The 16,700-nt window shown below is 61.1% G+C and carries 11 protein-coding genes and 1 pseudogene; 7 read left to right on the top strand and 5 right to left on the bottom strand.

The features are described 5' to 3' along the window. The first annotated feature begins 39 nt into the window (after positions 1–39). Together bluB and AC1D1Z_RS12340 are read left to right on the top strand one after the other, a co-directional pair. Positions 40–726 (top strand): 5,6-dimethylbenzimidazole synthase, encoded by a 687-nt coding sequence (gene bluB / locus AC1D1Z_RS12335; protein ID WP_130758823.1) that lies wholly within the window; start codon positions 40–42, stop codon positions 724–726. Then, a pseudogene (locus AC1D1Z_RS12340) lies at positions 723–1,400 on the top strand (molybdopterin-dependent oxidoreductase); the annotation flags it as partial. The gene bluB and the pseudogene AC1D1Z_RS12340, both read left to right, overlap by 4 nt. Before the next feature lie 109 nt (positions 1,401–1,509). Here the strand turns inward: AC1D1Z_RS12340 and AC1D1Z_RS12345 are convergent. Both AC1D1Z_RS12345 and AC1D1Z_RS12350 read right to left on the bottom strand, forming a co-directional pair. Beyond that, complete coding sequence (locus tag AC1D1Z_RS12345; RefSeq protein WP_477850653.1) at positions 1,510–2,694, bottom strand: phosphatase PAP2 family protein; 1,185 nt, start codon at positions 2,692–2,694, stop codon at positions 1,510–1,512. A 531-nt stretch (positions 2,695–3,225) separates the two neighbouring features. Further along, a complete protein-coding gene (locus tag AC1D1Z_RS12350) occupies positions 3,226–4,068 on the bottom strand; it encodes a PhzF family phenazine biosynthesis protein (RefSeq protein WP_130652512.1) in 843 nt (280 codons plus the stop codon). A gap of 314 nt (positions 4,069–4,382) precedes the next feature. On the opposite strand from AC1D1Z_RS12350, the gene AC1D1Z_RS12355 reads away from it, so the two are divergent. Continuing rightward, on the top strand, positions 4,383–5,129 hold the full coding sequence (locus AC1D1Z_RS12355) for an SDR family NAD(P)-dependent oxidoreductase (RefSeq protein ID WP_018242250.1): 747 nt from the start codon (positions 4,383–4,385) through the stop codon (positions 5,127–5,129). Between the two features lie 117 nt (positions 5,130–5,246). Here AC1D1Z_RS12355 and AC1D1Z_RS12360 read toward each other — a convergent pair whose 3' ends face one another. Beyond that, positions 5,247–6,332 (bottom strand): DUF2865 domain-containing protein, encoded by a 1,086-nt coding sequence (locus tag AC1D1Z_RS12360; RefSeq protein WP_026230486.1) that lies wholly within the window; start codon positions 6,330–6,332, stop codon positions 5,247–5,249. A 495-nt stretch (positions 6,333–6,827) separates the two neighbouring features. Between AC1D1Z_RS12360 and AC1D1Z_RS12365 the strand changes: the two genes are divergently transcribed. Continuing rightward, positions 6,828–7,361: a ribonuclease H family protein gene (locus AC1D1Z_RS12365; protein ID WP_018445154.1), complete on the top strand. Its 534-nt coding sequence runs from the start codon at positions 6,828–6,830 to the stop codon at positions 7,359–7,361. Between the two features lie 157 nt (positions 7,362–7,518). On the opposite strand, the gene AC1D1Z_RS12370 is transcribed toward AC1D1Z_RS12365, so the two are convergent. Beyond that, the gene (locus AC1D1Z_RS12370; RefSeq protein WP_018445155.1) at positions 7,519–9,831 is read right to left on the bottom strand and encodes an NADP-dependent malic enzyme; all 2,313 of its coding nucleotides are present in this window, start codon (positions 9,829–9,831) and stop codon (positions 7,519–7,521) included. Between the two features lie 232 nt (positions 9,832–10,063). Here AC1D1Z_RS12370 and AC1D1Z_RS12375 point away from each other — a divergent pair, with 232 nt between their 5' ends. Then, positions 10,064–11,503 carry an FAD-binding oxidoreductase gene (locus tag AC1D1Z_RS12375; protein ID WP_477850657.1) on the top strand — a complete coding sequence of 480 codons (1,440 nt, stop codon included), beginning with the start codon at positions 10,064–10,066 and terminating at the stop codon, positions 11,501–11,503. Positions 11,504–11,563: 60 nt separating this feature from the next. Here AC1D1Z_RS12375 and AC1D1Z_RS12380 read toward each other — a convergent pair whose 3' ends face one another. Continuing rightward, positions 11,564–12,124 (bottom strand): TetR/AcrR family transcriptional regulator, encoded by a 561-nt coding sequence (locus tag AC1D1Z_RS12380; protein ID WP_026230488.1) that lies wholly within the window; start codon positions 12,122–12,124, stop codon positions 11,564–11,566. Positions 12,125–12,361: 237 nt separating this feature from the next. Here AC1D1Z_RS12380 and AC1D1Z_RS12385 point away from each other — a divergent pair, with 237 nt between their 5' ends. Together AC1D1Z_RS12385 and AC1D1Z_RS12390 are read left to right on the top strand one after the other, a co-directional pair. After that, entirely contained in the window at positions 12,362–13,534 is a 1,173-nt protein-coding gene (locus AC1D1Z_RS12385) for an efflux RND transporter periplasmic adaptor subunit (RefSeq protein WP_032994236.1), read from the top strand. Between the two features lie 5 nt (positions 13,535–13,539). Next, positions 13,540–16,692 (top strand): efflux RND transporter permease subunit, encoded by a 3,153-nt coding sequence (locus AC1D1Z_RS12390; RefSeq protein WP_115157469.1) that lies wholly within the window; start codon positions 13,540–13,542, stop codon positions 16,690–16,692. Positions 16,693–16,700 lie beyond the last annotated feature (8 nt).

The following is a 16,700-nucleotide window of genomic DNA, read 5'->3' on the forward strand; positions in this document are numbered from 1 at the left end:
CGCGGACGGCGGGGCGGTTGCGTTGTTGGGGATTTGACGATGCGACCCTTTGATGAGGATGCCCTTTCAGCGGCGTCCGGTTTTTCCTTGGCCGAACGCGAGGCCGTCTATCATGCGATCATGACGCGGCGCGACGTTCGCAGCCAGTTCCTGCCCGACCCCTTGCCGGATGATCTTGTGCAGCGGCTGCTGACGGCTGCCCATCATGCACCCTCCGTCGGCTTTATGCAGCCGTGGAATTTCATTCTGGTGAAAAGCGCAACCGTGCGGGCGCGCGTCCGGGATGCTTTTGCGAGGGCCAACGAGGAGGCGGCGCTGATGTTCGAAGGTGAACGACGGCAGGCCTACCGCTCGCTCAAGCTCGAAGGCATTGTCGAGGCGCCGCTCGGCATATGCGTGACCTGCGATCCTACCCGCAGCGGCAGCGTCGTGCTGGGGCGCACGCACAATCCCAGGATGGATAGCTATTCCACAGTCTGCGCCATCCAGAATCTCTGGCTTGCGGCGCGGGCGGAAGGGGTCGGGATCGGCTGGGTCAGCATCTTTCATGAAGGCGAGCTGAAGAGCATTCTCGGCATACCCCAGCATATCGAGGTGGTCGCCTGGCTCTGTGCCGGTTTCGTCGACCGGCTCTATGACGAGCCGGAACTGTCCGTCAAAGGCTGGCGGCAGCGGCTGCCGCTCGAGGAACTCGTCTTCCATGATGGATGGGGACTGAACACCTAGAGGTCGTCTTCTTCGGCACCGACAAAGGCGAGGTCACGATTCGCGACATCAAGATGCAACAGAACTTCGCTCGCAGCATGTCGCTCGCAGACGCGATGAACCCCGACAATCTGCTCTGCTACGAAATGAACGGAGCGACCCTGCCTGCCCCCAACGGTTTCCCGCTGCGGCTGATAACTCTGGGCTGGTACGGGATCGCCAACGTCAAGTGGCTGAAGGGCATCGAGGTTCGCGACACCCGCTTCATGAGCCTGCTGATGGGCCGCGACTATGTCACCATCCGGGAGGAAGAGCACAAAGGCGAGACCGTGCGGGCCGAGACCTCGGTCGGCCGGGCCTTGCTGAAATCCGCGCCCGCCAAGGTCACGCGCAACGACTCGGGTCACCGGGTCGTCGGCGCAGCCTGGGGTGCACCGATCGACCGGGTCGAACTGAAAATTGATCAAGGGCCCTGGATGCCGGCAGTCATCGATCATAGCGAGGAGGCCGAATACGCCTGGAAGATTTGGTCACTGGATTGGCCAAATCCCTCGCCTGGAGAACACACGGTGACCTCGCGCGCGATCAGTACCGCAGGGCAAATTCAACCGGCGATGGACGATCCCTTGATCGCCAAAAAGCACACATACTGGGAAAGCAATGGCCAGGTGACGCGCCGCATCCGCATCGTTTGAGAAACGTTGCTGCCTCGCACGTCGGCTGCTGAGTGAACGGAACGTTCCACCGAGAACCCTTCGCTTAGGATTGCGACATTTCAGGAGAAAGGCGCTAGCGGCCCTTCCGCTAGTCTGCCCCGTCTTTTTTTGCCCGCTCGATGAATTTCCCGGCGACTGCTTTGCCAAGTGCGGCACCGGCCCGGTTGTCCATTTCATAGTGGATGCCGGCCCAGATGCGGGAATCGCCCGCTTCCTTGCCGACCGTTCGGATGAACTCCGCCTGGTCGGGGAACAGATAGGCAAGCACCTCGCATCGGGCAGTCGACAACGTGGAGTGATTCGACGGATAACTGGGATGGGCCGGCACTGCGAACAGGGGAGTGATGCTCGGGTCAAGCATGTTGGGCCGCAGGTACCAATAAGCGTATTTCCCGTCGTTGCTTGCGATGTAGGCGTCATAGTAGACCGTTGCGAGCATCGCGTAAGCCCGTGCGGCGCGCGGCGGGTTCGAATCCGTCTTGTCCTCGAACATCCACTTGCTGGCATAGTCATACCAGTCGGTGAACAGGCCGGATGGACTTTGCCAATAGAACGCCTTGTAGCTGTTGGGGAATTTTCGCTCAAACTGGCGGACTGCATCCGTCTCGGCCTTCACGGCCGCAGACTTGCAGTCGGGCGGAGTCGGTRGCCTGAATTCATCGGCTGTCTCGAGCAGGATCGGCTTCCAGTTTGGCATGGTTGCATTGGCGGGTTTGTCTCCGACCCACATGCACGGCCCGGTCGGCACAGTGCCGGTCCAGACGGCATCGGAGCCGTCGGCCTTTGCCCGCGCAATCACTTGCTCTGCCACGCGTCGCCCCAGTTCCAGGCCGGCGGATGAATCGCTTGGGAACTGGACACCGGCAAGGACACGCGACTGTGCGGCTTCTTYGGCCATCGCCTGGAACGACGACGCCTCGTCGGGAAAGAAATAGGCAAGAACGGTCGCGGCGGCGGCGGCGGCGGCCGCGTGTTCGGATGGATAAGCGGGACTCCGAGGCGTAGGCAGCGCAGTCGGCAGTGTCGTATCCACCTCGCTCGGGCGGGGGCGATTGTAGAAGTATTTCGACTCCCAAGCCGCGATGGTGGCGTCGTAGACCGCCATCGTCAAATAGGTGTAGACGCGATGCGCATTGGGGATCGTCTGGTTTGCGAGAAGACGGTTGTTGACCAGGTCGATCCATCGATAGCCGGGCGAACCGGCGTCCCAGAATGTGATCTTGGCGGCGACCTGCGCATCGTTCTTTGCGACAAGTTCGCGGACCTGCTCCAACTCGGTTGCGGAAGTATCCGGTGGGGGCGGGACTCGGAAGTCTTTGCCCGACGTGATTACCCACGTCTTCCACATTCCAGCGTTTGGCTCTATCTGATCCGATTGGGCGAAAGCGAAGTTCCCTGACAAAAGGATTAGCGCGCAGGCCCTGCTAAAGCCGCTAAGCATTTTCGACCCCCATAGTTGATCCCCGGCCCAAAGACGGAAGGTTTTCTGTTTTGACGGCCGTCCCATTTTCTATTTTAGCCCGCTCTAATTATACCGCGAAGCGCTGCCAAGTGAAAGGATCAATGAGAGCAGGATCAAGGAGGCCGCTCTAGCCAAGATCGATCCGTATAATGGACAATCGCCTGGCCGGTTCAGGGCTGGCGACAAGCTATTGGCGTTTTTAGACAAACTCTGATCCCTGCCGGAGCTAGGGACATCGCGGTGAGGGCCGCGACGTCCATGCCGACCCCACCAATTACCGAGGAACTTTCAGTAGGCAGGAAAGCGCCAATTGCAGTCATCGGCCTCAGGTCGATGACTGTCTTAGAGGATAGCTTTTCCGTTTATGCAGGTAACGACATTGCCGCCAACCCAAATATCTTCAGATTCGAGCCGGACATGTACCCGCCCTGACCTGCCCAAGACCGTCCCTTGCGCAGCGATGTATGAAGGCGGCGCGAGATTTGCGGAAATGAGCCATTTTGCCAAACCCGCATTTAGGCTACCAGTGACTGGGTCTTCGTAACCAGCGGCGGTGAAGGCGCGGACCTCGAAATCCACACCATCGACGTCCCCCAAACATGGTGCAATCAGGCCTACCCTTAGTCCGGAAATACTCTGGTAGTTCGGACGGACACGTAGGACATCGTCTCTGCTTTTCAGGAGCAAGGCCATCCAACCGGGACCGTTGTCTACCCAACTCGCATCGACTATCATCTCAGGTGACAGACTTAGACCGCTCATAACTCGTTTCATTAGATCGTTATCGATATGTCCAGTCTTGATCAAATCTGGAGCCAGAAATGAGAGGATATCGCCGTCTCTTCTGATCCGGATCAAACCCGCCTGACATTCCTGGATGACAACTGGCTGCTTTGGCTTTCCGCCCAAGGTCAGCCATGCGTGGCAGCTACCCAAAGTCGGGTGTCCGGCAAAGGGCAGCTCCTGATGCGGCGTGAAAATTCTGACGCGATAATCAGCATCCGGGACCGTCGGCTTTAGGAGGAAGGTCGTCTCGCTTAGATTGGTCCAGTTGGCAAACTTGGCCATCGTTGATGTATCAAGATCGTCCGCATCCACTACCACCGCAAGTGGATTTCCACCCATTCGCTCCGAGGAAAAAACATCAACCTGTTGAAACGATAGCTCTTTAAGATTGCTGTTCATAGCATCTCCTACTGTTCGTTCGCTAATAGCGTGCGCCAATGTCTATACACAAGGGGGGCTGCAGAATGCCTTTCGGAGTAACGGATGCAGACAAAGATTTCCGCTTCGGGCATACCCGGTCTTCCAAAGCGTTCAAATTATGCCGAGCTTTTAATCCTTGATTACCGGAAATCTCGGGCTTTAGGGAATGGGCTCGGCATAGTTTCGGACTCGGGATAAATTCCTGACCTTCATATCGATACGCTGAAGGCGAAATCCCGGAATTTCCAATAGATATTCGGCTATCGGTGGCTCACTCGGAGGATAACGGCCCAATGAACATGATCGACTTGAAGGAACGGATCATCGTGATCACAGGCGGTGCGCGCGGCATCGGCTACGCTATCGCAGAGCGCGTCATCCAGTCTGGTGGCAAGGTGGCCATCTGGGACCTGAACGAAAACATGGCGAAGGACAGCGCTTCCGCTCTCGGATCTGGCACGGTCGCTTTCGGCGTCAACGTCGCAGATCCCGTATCAGTGAAAAATGCGGCGGCGGCGACCGAGGAGATTTTTGGCCGTATCGACGGCCTCGTCAATTCCGCCGGGATTACCGGTCCGGTCAAGCCCACGATCGAATACGATTTCGGTGAATGGAAAGACGTCGTCGATGTCTGCCTCACGGGAACCTTCAATTGTTGCCGGCACGTCGTTCCGGTCATGTTAAAGCGCGACTACGGGCGGATTGTGAACATCTCTTCGGTTGCGGGCAAGGAAGGAAATCCGAACATCGCCGCCTACAGCGCAGCGAAAGCTGGTGTGCTGGGCTTCACCAAGTCTCTTGGCAAGGAACTCGCAAAGACAGGAATCGCCGTGAACGCGGTAACGCCAACCACAGCAAAGACACCTATATTGGACGGGCTGACATCCGAGTTTATCGAATATATGCGCGTCCGCATTCCGCGCGACCGTTTTGTTGAACTTCATGAGATCGCTTCGATGGTCGTCTGGCTGCTCTCCGAGGAGAACTCCTTCACGACCGCATCGACGTTCGACCTGAGCGGCGGTCGTACGACCTACTGACCATGCTCAAGCGACCCGCATTCACATCCCGCCGCACGTTCACGTGACATCGCCGTCATCTCATGCGGCCTGGCACAACGCCGCTATTGCTCCGCCACCGCAGTTCCAGCTGTTCAATCACTGCTGCTGTTGTGGCTGCGGGCCTGGCGTTGCCGGATTGGCGAGGTCGATCGAGCCCTGATCGCCGGCCAGAAACTGCGGGCCGACCTGACGGACGCGGTTCTGCGTGGGATCGTAGGGGCGCTCGGGAACGGACGGTTGCGGCGCGGCGGCATCCTTCGCCTTGGTGCGGATGGTGGTGATCGAGCCCTGCTGCGGCGGTTCGCTCACCGCCTGCTTGCCGCGCATCTCCTCATAATAGGCTGTGAGATTGCAGGCGCAGGAGGACTTTTCCCCGGGCGTGCGGTTCTTGTAGGCAAAGGCATTTTTCATGGCGCTGTAGGGCGTGCCCGTTGCGACCGAGATCATATTCGAGGCTTCGGTGCTCGTCACGTCACGATAGAACAGTTCAGTCTCGATGCCCGGGCACATCTTGGCGCAGGTCTGAGCATCGCGGCCGAAATCGACCGACGTGGCGTTCGAGCTGATCGGGAAGAAGCCGCCGTCGCAGCTGCGCACGCACATGGTGCTGACCGGCGAGAGCATCTCGGCCCGGGGCAGGCCGTAACGCGGATCGACCTCTTCGCCGCCGCCGAGCGGAATGAAGGTATCGGTGCGTAGCGCCTGTTCCTCGACGCTTGGCGCGGGGTCGGCGGCGCTGCGATCGCTCGGGGCATAGAAGTTTTCGCTGTTGCAGCCATTGCGGTCGAGAGCCGCGACCAGTTCGCGGCGCGCGTCGTCATCGGCGCCGTTCTGGTCGGCCAGTTCGTTGCGGCGGTCCTGGAGATAGTGGATATTGTCGATCATGCGCGCTTCGGACTGCGAAAGTTCGGCGCAATAATCGTCATTCTCGCCGCCGATCACCACCATGCTGCCCGAGGTGCAGCCATTGCTGCGCAGCTCGTTGCGAACCTTGCGCAGCTCGAGGTTCTGCTCGGCCATGGCGCTGGAATATTGGCGGGCTTCCGGGCCGTTGCCATTGCCGATCGATCGCGGCAAGTCGGCAAGGCGACCGTGCAGGTCCTCACAGACGGCGCTGTTTTGCGCGGCGGCAGGCGCCGCAAAGGCAAGGAGAAGGGCAAGAGACAGGTTTCGGCGTTTCACGGCGTCGTCCCGGAATGAGCAAAGAATCGATCGGTCGATTGCGGCCTCGATCGCCGCGCGTTGTCTCTTAACGTGTTTCTCTTAATAAGCTTGGAGAAAATCCTAGCGCATTTTCGCGATCTTATCCAGCAAATGCGGGCGACCCATCTGTTGGGGGGAATTTGTTGTGCCGCCAAAAGCGGGACTTTCTTCTTTCAGTTTTCCGGGACTCGATTCTTCTTCTCGCTCGCCAGATCAGCTTTCATAGCTACCTCCGCCACTACCCCCCAACGAGGGATGGGGAGAATTCCGGTCGCTGCAATGCCGCTTGGCGCCGGGTAGGTTTACAGACGGTGCATTCTTTATGATACCGCACTTGCCACGCCTCGATGATGGCCAGTGCTTCGATGTTGACGCCGCCGCGGGAGGTGATCAAGACGTGGGATATGGGGGCAGGTCGCCGCAAGCCGCAGCGGTCTTGCGGTGGGCACGGCGAAGGCGAGAAGGACGGCGAAAATGTCAGGTATTTCCAACGAACTTCGCTCCCCTGCTGCGACAGTCGGGATACCCGAAGCCCAACACGGCCTCCACGTCTTCGTGGACGGTTGTCATGAACCCGGTTCCGGGCACGGGGGCTGGGCATTTGTCGCCTATCGTGATGCCGCAGAAATCGCCTCCGGCTTCGGTGGCGTCGAGGATTCCGCCAATAATTCGATGGAATTGACCGCCGTCCTCAGGGCGGCAATCTGGATCAACAGCGGAGCAAGCGGCGAGCCCGCGACTATCTGGTCCGATTCCGTCTATGCCGTCAAAGGCTGCAACAGCCGGCGACATATCTGGAAGAACAACGGCTGGAAGAAAAGCAATCCGAACGGGAATGCCCGAAGCCGAACGATCGCCAATGCGGAACTCTGGAAAGCGGTCGATCTTCAACTATCCCAGAATGGTCTGGTGACCATCGCCTGGTGCAAGGGCCATTCCGGCATTGCCGGCAACGAGCGCGCGGATGCGCTCGCGGATAAAGGGCGCCTGTCGCTGCGGAGTGCCTGAGACGGCATCAGGACATCTGTCGGAGCGGCTTCAAGGCCGCTTGTACCAACGGATTATATCCCAGGCTCCGCGCCTGCAAATCAACCGGCTGCAGATGCTCGGGACAAGCCCGAGCATGGCGAGGAGTTGGCCGACTTTGTCAGCAGTCTGAGCCGGCTCAGGCCGGTTGCGATGCCTCGACGACGGCGAGTGCCGCCATATTGACGACGCCGCGGGAGGTGACCGAGGGGGCGAGGATATGGGCGGGCAGGGCGGTGCCGAGCAGGATCGGGCCGACATGCAGACCGTCCGTCATCGACTTTACCACACCGAGCGTGATGTTGGCGGCATCGAGGTTCGGGAAAACCAGGAGGTTCGCCTCGTCGTGCAGCGTCGTGTCCGGCATGACGCGCTTGCGCAACGCTTCAGTGATGGCGCTTTCGCCGTGCATCTCACCGTCGACCTCGAGGTCGGGTGCGGCTTCGCGCACGAGCTGCAGGGCATTGCGCATCTTCGTGGCGCTTTCGGATTCACGCGAGCCGAAATTGGAATGCGAGACCAGAGCGGCGCGCGGGGTGATGCCGAAACGGCGGATTTCCTCGGCGGCCAGCACCGTCGCCTCGGCGATCTCTTCGGCGTTCGGATTAAAGGTGACGTAGGTGTCGGTGAAGAAAGTGGCGCCGCGCTGCGAGATCATCAGGCTGAGGGCTGAGAAATCGCGGACATCCTTGCGTTTGCCGATGATCAGGCGGACGTCGCGCAGATGCTTCTCGTAGCGGCCTTCGAGGCCGCAGATCAGCGCATCGGCCTCACCGCGCCGCAGCGCCAGCGCGCCGATGACGGTGGTGTTGGTGCGTACGATGGTGCGGGCGGCTTCCGGGATGACGCCGCGGCGGCCGACGAGGGAGAAATAGAGATCGACATATTCGCGGAAGCGCGGATCGTCTTCCGGGTTGATGACCTCGAAATCCTGCAGCGGCCGGATGCGCAGGCCGTAGCGCTTCAGGCGTGTCTCGATGACTTGCGGGCGGCCGATCAGGATCGGTTCGGCAAGGCCTTCCTCGAGCAGCACCTGGGCGGCGCGCAATACGCGTTCGTCCTCGCCTTCGGAGAAGATGACGCGCTTGCGCTCTGCGGCCTTGGCGGCGGTGAAGATCGGTTTCATGACGAAGCCGGAGCGGAAGACGAAGCGGTTCAGCTGGTCGAGATAGGCGTCGAAATCCTGGATCGGGCGGCGCGCGACGCCGCTCTGTTCGGCGGCCTTGGCGACCGCAGGCGCGATGCGCAGGATCAGGCGCGGATCGAAGGGCGAGGGGATCAGATAATCGGGGCCGAAAACCGGGGTCTCGCCGGAATAGGCGCGGGCGGCGACATCCGACGGCTCTTCGCGGGCAAGGGCTGCGATGGCGCGTACGGCCGCCATCTTCATTTCCTCATTGATCGTCTCGGCGCCGCAATCGAGCGCGCCGCGGAAGATATAGGGGAAGCAGAGGACGTTGTTGACCTGATTGGCGAAATCCGAGCGGCCGGTGCAGATCATCGCATCGGGGCGGGCAGCACGGGCGAGATCCGGCATGATCTCCGGCGTCGGATTGGCAAGCGCCATGATCAACGGCTTGTCGGCCATCTGCGCCAGCAATTCCGGCTTCAGCACGCCGGCCGCCGACAGGCCGAGGAAGACGTCGGCGCCGCCGATATTTTCGGCCAGCGTACGCGTGTCGCTCTTCTGGGCATAGATGGATTTCCATTCGTCCATCAGCTCGGTGCGGCCCTCATAGACGAGGCCTTCGAGATCGTGGACCCAGATGTTTTCGCGTTTTGCCCCGAGAATGACAAGCAGGTTGAGGCAGGCGAGGGCGGCGGCACCCGCGCCGGAGGCGACGATCTTGATGTCGGCGATGTTCTTACCTGCGAGTTCCAGCCCGTTCAGGATCGCAGCGGCGACGATGATCGCCGTGCCATGCTGATCGTCGTGGAAAACGGGGATCTTCATCTTCTCGCGCAGGCGCCGCTCGACGTCGAAACATTCCGGCGCCTTGATGTCCTCGAGGTTGATGCCGCCGAAGGTCGGCTCCAGCGAGGCTATGGTCGAAACCATCTGGTCGACGCCCGCGGCGTCGATCTCGATATCGAAGACGTCGATGCCGGCGAATTTCTTGAAGAGCACCGCCTTGCCCTCCATAACAGGTTTGGAGGCAAGCGGGCCGATATTGCCGAGGCCAAGCACGGCGGTGCCGTTGGAGATGACGGCAACGAGATTGGCGCGCGAGGTATATTCGGCTGCCATTTCGGGATTGTCACGGATGGCAAGGCAAGGGGCGGCAACGCCGGGCGAATAGGCGAGCGCCAGGTCGCGCTGATTGCCGAGCGGCTTGGTCGCCTGGATCTCCAGCTTGCCGGGGCGGGGATAGCGGTGGAAGAAAAGCGCCTGTTCGTCGAGATCGCCGCTCGTCAGATTCTTTTCCGTCTTCGATTTTTCTGGGTGATCCATCGCCGCCTCCGTGCACGTCTTTTGGGGAGTTCCCTCCATACATCAATCGGATACGGGCGACAGTATGGAAATGAGGGAGGGGAGAAGTTTTCGTGAGGTGGGCGGGGGACCCGGGACGACCATTCGACCCTGATGCCAATGGCTAATCCTTTTGGAAAACTTGTTTGACGACCTCAACAGGCGCAGGATGCCGGACGCGACGGTGCGGGGCGCCGGTCGCATGGAGGAAATCATGGACAATTTGAACCTCACGACCCTGCAAAGGGGGCAGACGATGGTCAATGACGTGGCCATCGATGCTTTTGCCGCCGGATTTCGCGGCAGTCTCCTGACCAGTAAGGACATGGATTACAACGAAGCGCGGACGATCTGGAATGCGATGATCGACCGCCGGCCCGGGCTTATCGCGCGCTGCGCCGGTGCTGCCGATGTGGTGCGGGCGGTGCGGTTTGCACGCGACAATAATCTGCTCGTTTCGGTGCGTGGCGGCGGCCACGGCATCGCCGGCAATGCTGTCTGCGAGGGCGGTATCGTCATCGACCTGTCGGCGATGAAATCGGTGCGGGTCGATCCGCAGACGCGGCGTGCCAGGATCGAGCCGGGCGCGACACTCGCCGACGTCGACAAGGAAACGCTGGCCTTCGGGCTGGTGCTGCCGACCGGCATCAATTCCACGACCGGCATCGCCGGCTTGACACTCGGCGGTGGTTTCGGCTGGCTGACCCGCAAATTCGGGTTGACGCTCGATAATCTGCTTTCGGTTGATGTGGTGACGGCCGATGGTGAGCTGGTCAAGGCGAGCGAAAAAGAAATGCCGGATCTCTTCTGGGCGCTGCGCGGCGGCGGCGGCAATTTCGGCGTCGTGACTTCTTTCGAATTCCAGCTCAACCCTCTCAACACGGAGGTTCTTGCTGGGCTCGTCGTGCATCCCTTCGCCGATGCGGAAAAGGTGCTCAAGGAGTACCGGCAGGCGCYGGAGGCGGCCCCTGACGAACTGACCTGTTGGGTGGTGATGCGTCAGGCGCCGCCGCTGCCGTTCCTTCCGGCCGAATGGCACGGCAAGGAGATCGTGGTGCTGGCCATGTGTTATTGCGGAGACATTGCGGCGGGCGAAAAGGCAACGGCCAGATTGCGCGCGATCGGAAATCCGATTGCCGACGTCGTCGGCCCAGTGCCGTTCACCGGCTGGCAACAGGCATTCGACCCGCTGCTCACGCCCGGTGCGCGCAATTATTGGAAGAGCCAGGATTTCGCCTCTCTCTCGGATGCGGCGATCGACGTCCTGCTCAACGCCGTGCGCAAGCTGCCCGGACCGGAGTGCGAGATCTTCATCGGCCATGTCGGTGGTGCCGCTGGCCGCGTACCCACCGAGGCGACCGCATTTCCGCAACGAAGCTCGCATTTCGTCATGAATGTGCATGCGCGCTGGCGGGAAGCCGGGATGGATGGAAGCTGTATCGGTTGGGCGCGGGAACTCTTCGAGGCAACCAAGCAGCATTCGGTCGGCACCGCCTACATCAACTTCATGCCGGAAGACGAGGTCGATCGGGTCGAAAGTGCTTACGGCGCCAACTACGGTCGCCTTGCCGAAATCAAGCGGCGTTACGATCCGAACAATCTGTTCCGGATGAATCAGAACGTGAAACCGATGGCGGCGGTGCGAGCTGCCTAGCCCGACCATCCCCGCGCTCGGGTGATAAACTCGGGCGCGGGATGAGGCGCCAATCGCTTGTCAACCTTCGGTGAGTTCGATCAATTCCTGCAACAACGCCGTGTCGTCCGAACCGGTGTGGTCGTCAGGCCTCAGAACATGGGCAAGCCATGCTCCGTCCGCCGCCAGGCGAACGATTTCGAGCCGCATTCCGGCGTCGGTTTCGGCGTGCCTGACAAGCCGGTCATTCATCCATCTATGCCAGAGGCTTTTAGAGTAGGGGTCGGCAAGCACGGTCATCGTCTGCGCCGACCACGGGCTGTTGTTGAGGGCGCGGTCAGAAAACAGGGTGCGGACATAGGCGCGGGTGAATGTGCCGTGGCCGCCCTTGTCCCTTTCCAGTTCCTGATCGATCTCGCGGTCGAGGTTTTCCATCATGCCGTCGAACACGGCCTCTATAAGCGCCTGCTTATTGGGGAAATGGTGGAACAACCCTCCCTTGGTCACACCGGCTGCGCTGGCGACCGCCTGTAGGCTGACGGCGGCCAGACCATGCTCGAGCGCCAGCTTGGTGGCGCAATCGAGAAGAGCTTGCCGCACGACGTCCGGCTGTTTCTTTCTGTTGCGGGGGCTATCTACCAATGCATGACCTGTGTTCGAGATAAGCTTCGCGCCGAGGCGCCCGAGAGGATCAGTATCACTCCCGGGATCGCCGGGCCATGGGAACTCCAAATATGATAATGATATCATACCGACCGGTAGGTATCTTGCAAAGCGAAAAAAGATCGACTATCTGTCGGCTGAGGAGGCCCGCCGAACGTCATTTCGGCGGGCTGTGCTTTTTTGGATCCCGGCGGGACCATCGGAAGGCTTTTGAACATGCTTCTTCACACGAAATCATTGTGTTACGCGCTAACGCTGGCACTTTTTCTGGGCGCAGGCCTGCCGGCTCACGCACAGGAAGGCGGCGCGATGCCGCCTGCTGCCGTCAGCGTCCTGACGCTTAGTGCCCGCCCACTTCCCGTGGTCAGCGAACTGCCCGGCCGCATTGCCGCAACGCGCGTCTCGGAAGTGCGGGCCAGGGTTTCGGGCATCCTGCAGCAGCGGATCTTCGAGCAGGGCAGCCTCGTTCAGCAAGGCGATGTGCTCTACCGTATCGATCCAGCGCTGTTCCGGGTTCGGGTGGCAAGTGCCGAGGCAAGCCTCGAGCGTGCCAAGGCGACGCAGCTGAATGCCCGCCAGCAGTTGGACCGGCAGAAGTCGCTGCGCGACCGCGATGTTGCAAGCGGTATCGAATATGATGCGGCAGCCGTCGCCCTTGCCCAAGCCGATGCCGATGTTGCGCTGGCGCAGGCCGCGCTCGACGAAGCGAAGATCAATCTCGGCTATACCGAAGTTCGTGCGCCTATATCAGGCATCATCGGCGGCGCGCTGGTGACGGAAGGCGCGCTGGTGACGGCCGACGCCGGCAACGCGCTGGCGATGATCCAGCAGATCGACCCCGTTTATGCCGACTTCACGCAATCCTCCGGAGACCTGCTGGCGCTAAAGCGGGCGGTCGAGAACGGCCGCCTCACATCGACCGAACCAGGCAAGGCCGACATCAAGCTCGTCTTCGACGACGGCACGGTTTATGGCGAAGCCGGTAAGCTTCTCTTCAGCAGCGCCAGCGTCGATGCGACGACGGGTCAGGTCACCCTTCGCGGTGAATTCCCCAATCCGAAGGGCGACCTGCTGCCGGGCCTTTACATCAGGGTCCGCATCGAGCAGGCCGTCCGGGAGAAGGCAATCCTTATCCCGCAGCGCGCCGTCATCCGCACGGCCGACGGCAAGGCGCAGGTCTATGTCGTCCAGGAGGGAGACGTGGCGCAACCGCGCGACGTTGAGCTTGGTCAATCCGCCGGCAATGAATGGGTGGTTGAAAGCGGCCTGTCATCAGGCGAACGTCTCGTCGTCGACGGCGTGCAGAAACTGCAGCCGGGCGCAAAGGTCGCGCCGGAAGAATGGCGGGATGGCCAGCTCGCGTCCGGTGACGCCAAGAAGCCGGAGTAAGGTCGATGGCACGTTTCTTTATCGATCGCCCGATCCTGGCCTGGGTCTTTGCGATCTTCATCTCCATCGCCGGCCTGATCGCGCTGCCGTTCCTGCCGGTCGCCCAATATCCCAAGGTCGCGCCGCCGCAGCTCAGCATCACCACCAGTTATCCCGGCGCATCGCCGCAGGATATCTATCAGGGCGTCACCCGCCAGATCGAGGAAGAACTGAACGGGGTCGAGCACCTTTCCTATTTCGAGTCGACGTCGGATACATCGGGCGCAATGACGATCACCGCGACCTTTGCGGCCGGCACCGATATCGACCAGGCCTCCGTCGACGTTCAGAATGCCATCCGCCGCGTCGAGCCGCGGCTGCCGCAATCCGTCAAGGATCAGGGCATCACCGTCGAGGAGGCTTCGTCCGGCTTCCTGATGTTCATCTCGCTGACTTCGACGGACGGGAAGACCGACGAGGTGGCGCTCGGCGACTATCTCAACCGGAACGTCATCGGCGAGCTGCGCCGTCTCGACGGCGTCGGCCGCGCGCAGCTGTTTGCTTCGCAGCGGGCGATGCGCATCTGGATCGATCCCGACAAGATGGTCGGCTTGAACCTCACCGCATCCGACATCAGCGCGGCGATATCGGCGCAGAACGCCCAGGTCGCAGCTGGCCAGATCGGCGCGGCGCCCAATCCGATCTCGCAGGACCTGACGGCGACGGTGCTGGTGAAGGGGCAACTGACCGACATCAGGGAGTTCGGAGACATCGTGCTGCGCGCCAATGCCGACGGATCGAATGTCAGGCTGCGGGATGTCGCGCGCATTGAAGAGGGCAGCGAGAGCTACAGCTTCTCCACCCGCTTGAACGGGCAGCCGAGTGCTGCCATCGCCATCCAGCTGTCGTCGACGGGCAATGCCGTCAACACGTCCAACCTGGTCAAGGCGAAGATGGAGGAGCTCTCACGCTTCTTCCCGGCGGGAGTCGAATATTCCGTTCCCTATGATACCAGCCCGTTCGTCTCGGCATCGATCGAGAAGGTGGCGCATACGCTCGCAGAAGCCGTCGCGCTCGTCTTCGTCGTCATGCTCATTTTCCTGCAGAGCTTCCGCTACACGATCATTCCGACGCTCGTCGTTCCCGTCGCGCTGCTCGGGACGCTTGCTGTCATGTATGCCGCCGGCTTCTCGATCAACGTGCTGACGATGTTCGCGATGGTGCTTGCCATCGGCATTCTCGTCGACGACGCCATCGTGGTGGTGGAAAACGTCGAGCGGCTGATGGCGGTGGAAGGGCTGTCACCGAAGGAAGCCACCAAGAAGGCGATGCGGCAGATCACCGGCGCGATCCTCGGGATTACGCTGGTTCTCTCCTGCGTCTTCGTGCCGATGGCGTTCTTCCCGGGTTCAACCGGCATCATCTATCGCCAGTTCAGCCTGACCATGGTTGTTTCAATCCTGTTTTCGGCCTTCCTGGCGCTGTCACTGACACCGGCTCTCTGCGCCACCTTCCTGAAGCCGATCAAAGGGCATCACGAGAAGAAGGGCATCGCCGGCTGGTTCAACCGCAACTTCGACCGCCTGACCGGCCGTTATGCCCGCACCGTCGGGGGACTGGCCAAGCGCTCCTGGCGGGTCATGGCCGTCTATGTCGCGCTGCTCGTCGGCCTTGGCTATCTCTTCGTCAACCTGCCGAGCAGCTTCGTGCCGGATGAGGATCAGGGCTTCCTGATCGTCGACGTGCAGGGACCGCCGGAGGCGAGCCGCAACCGCACGGTGGCCTCGCTCGAAAGCATCGAGGCAATCTTCAAGAAGGAGCCGGCCGTTGCCAATGTCGTCGCGATCCAAGGCTTCAGCTTCTCGGGACAGGGACCGAACGCCGCCCTGGTGTTCGTCACGCTCAAGGACTGGGCCGAACGCGGCGCCGGCAATTCGGTGCAGGAGATTTCAAACCGCGCCAATATGCAGCTGTTCGGCCTGAAGGATGCGACGTCCTTCGCGCTGTCGCCGCCGCCGATCGAGGGTTTCGGCACGACCAACGGCTTTACCTTCCGCCTCCAGGATCGCGGCGCGAAGGGCCAGGCGGCACTGACCGAGGCGGCGGGAATGCTGATCGGCACAGCATCTGAGAATCCCGTCATCGCCGGTATCCGCCCTGAGGGCATGCCTGATTCGGCCCAGCTCGTGCTGGTCATCGACCGCGAAAAGGCAAATACCTTCGGCGTTGCCTTCGCCGACATCAACAGCACGATCACCGCCAATCTCGGTTCGAGCTATGTCAACGACTTCCCGAATTCGGGCCGCATGCAGCGCGTCATCGTGCAGGCGCAGGACAAGAGCAGGCTTCAGGCGGAAGACCTGATGAAGCTCAATGTCCGCAATGCGAGCGGCGGCATGGTGCCGCTGTCGTCCTTTGCCGTCGCCGAATGGCAGAAAGGGCCGGCGCAGATCGTCGGTTATAACGGCTACCCCTCAGTGCGCATTTCGGGCGCTCCGGCGCCTGGATATTCATCGGGCGCGGCAATTGTCGAAATGGAGCGGTTGGCCTCGGAACTTCCCGACGGCTTCGGCTTTGAATGGACCGGCCAGTCGCTGGAAGAGCTCAGATCGGGATCGCAGGCGCCGTTCCTGTTCGGCCTCAGCATTCTCTTCGTCTTCCTGCTGCTGTCGGGGCTTTACGAGAGCTGGTCCATCCCGTTGTCGGTGATGCTGGTCGTGCCGCTCGGCGTCATCGGCTGTGTGCTCGCGGTGATGAGCCGCGACATGTCCAACGACATCTACTTCAAGGTTGGCCTGATCGCGATCATCGGGCTGTCGGCGAAGAACGCCATCCTGATCGTCGAATTCGCCAAGGACGGGTTTGCCGAGGGGAAGTCGCTGATGGATGCCGCGATCGAAGGCGCCCGTCTGCGCTTCCGGCCGATCATCATGACCTCGCTTGCCTTCACTTTGGGCGTGGTGCCTCTGGCGATCGCCACCGGGCCAAGTGCGGCCAGCCAGAATGCCATCGGCACGGGCGTGCTTGGCGGTATGATCTCAGCGACGGTGCTGGCGATCTTCTTCGTTCCCGTCTTCTTCGTCTTCGTGCTGCGTCTCTTGAGGACGAAGCGGCCGGAGACTGTGAATGAGGAGGCTCCGGCCGGGCAGGAAGCTGCGCCGGTGACGTCGCCGAGCTGAGGTGAAGA

It is taken from the genome of Rhizobium sp. P1_E1 (assembly GCF_056406015.1).

What these genes read in the sequence shown, in the direction of transcription:
- AC1D1Z_RS12370 (WP_018445155.1), bottom strand. Translation starts at nt 9,831, where the DNA reads ATGGATCACCCAGAAAAATCGAAGACGGAAAAGAATCTGACGAGCGGC.
- AC1D1Z_RS12355 (WP_018242250.1), top strand. Translation starts at nt 4,383, where the DNA reads ATGAACATGATCGACTTGAAGGAACGGATCATCGTGATCACAGGCGGT.
- bluB (WP_130758823.1), top strand. Translation starts at nt 40, where the DNA reads ATGCGACCCTTTGATGAGGATGCCCTTTCAGCGGCGTCCGGTTTTTCC.
- AC1D1Z_RS12365 (WP_018445154.1), top strand. Translation starts at nt 6,828, where the DNA reads ATGTCAGGTATTTCCAACGAACTTCGCTCCCCTGCTGCGACAGTCGGG.
- AC1D1Z_RS12385 (WP_032994236.1), top strand. Translation starts at nt 12,362, where the DNA reads ATGCTTCTTCACACGAAATCATTGTGTTACGCGCTAACGCTGGCACTT.
- AC1D1Z_RS12350 (WP_130652512.1), bottom strand. Translation starts at nt 4,068, where the DNA reads ATGAACAGCAATCTTAAAGAGCTATCGTTTCAACAGGTTGATGTTTTT.
- AC1D1Z_RS12390 (WP_115157469.1), top strand. Translation starts at nt 13,540, where the DNA reads ATGGCACGTTTCTTTATCGATCGCCCGATCCTGGCCTGGGTCTTTGCG.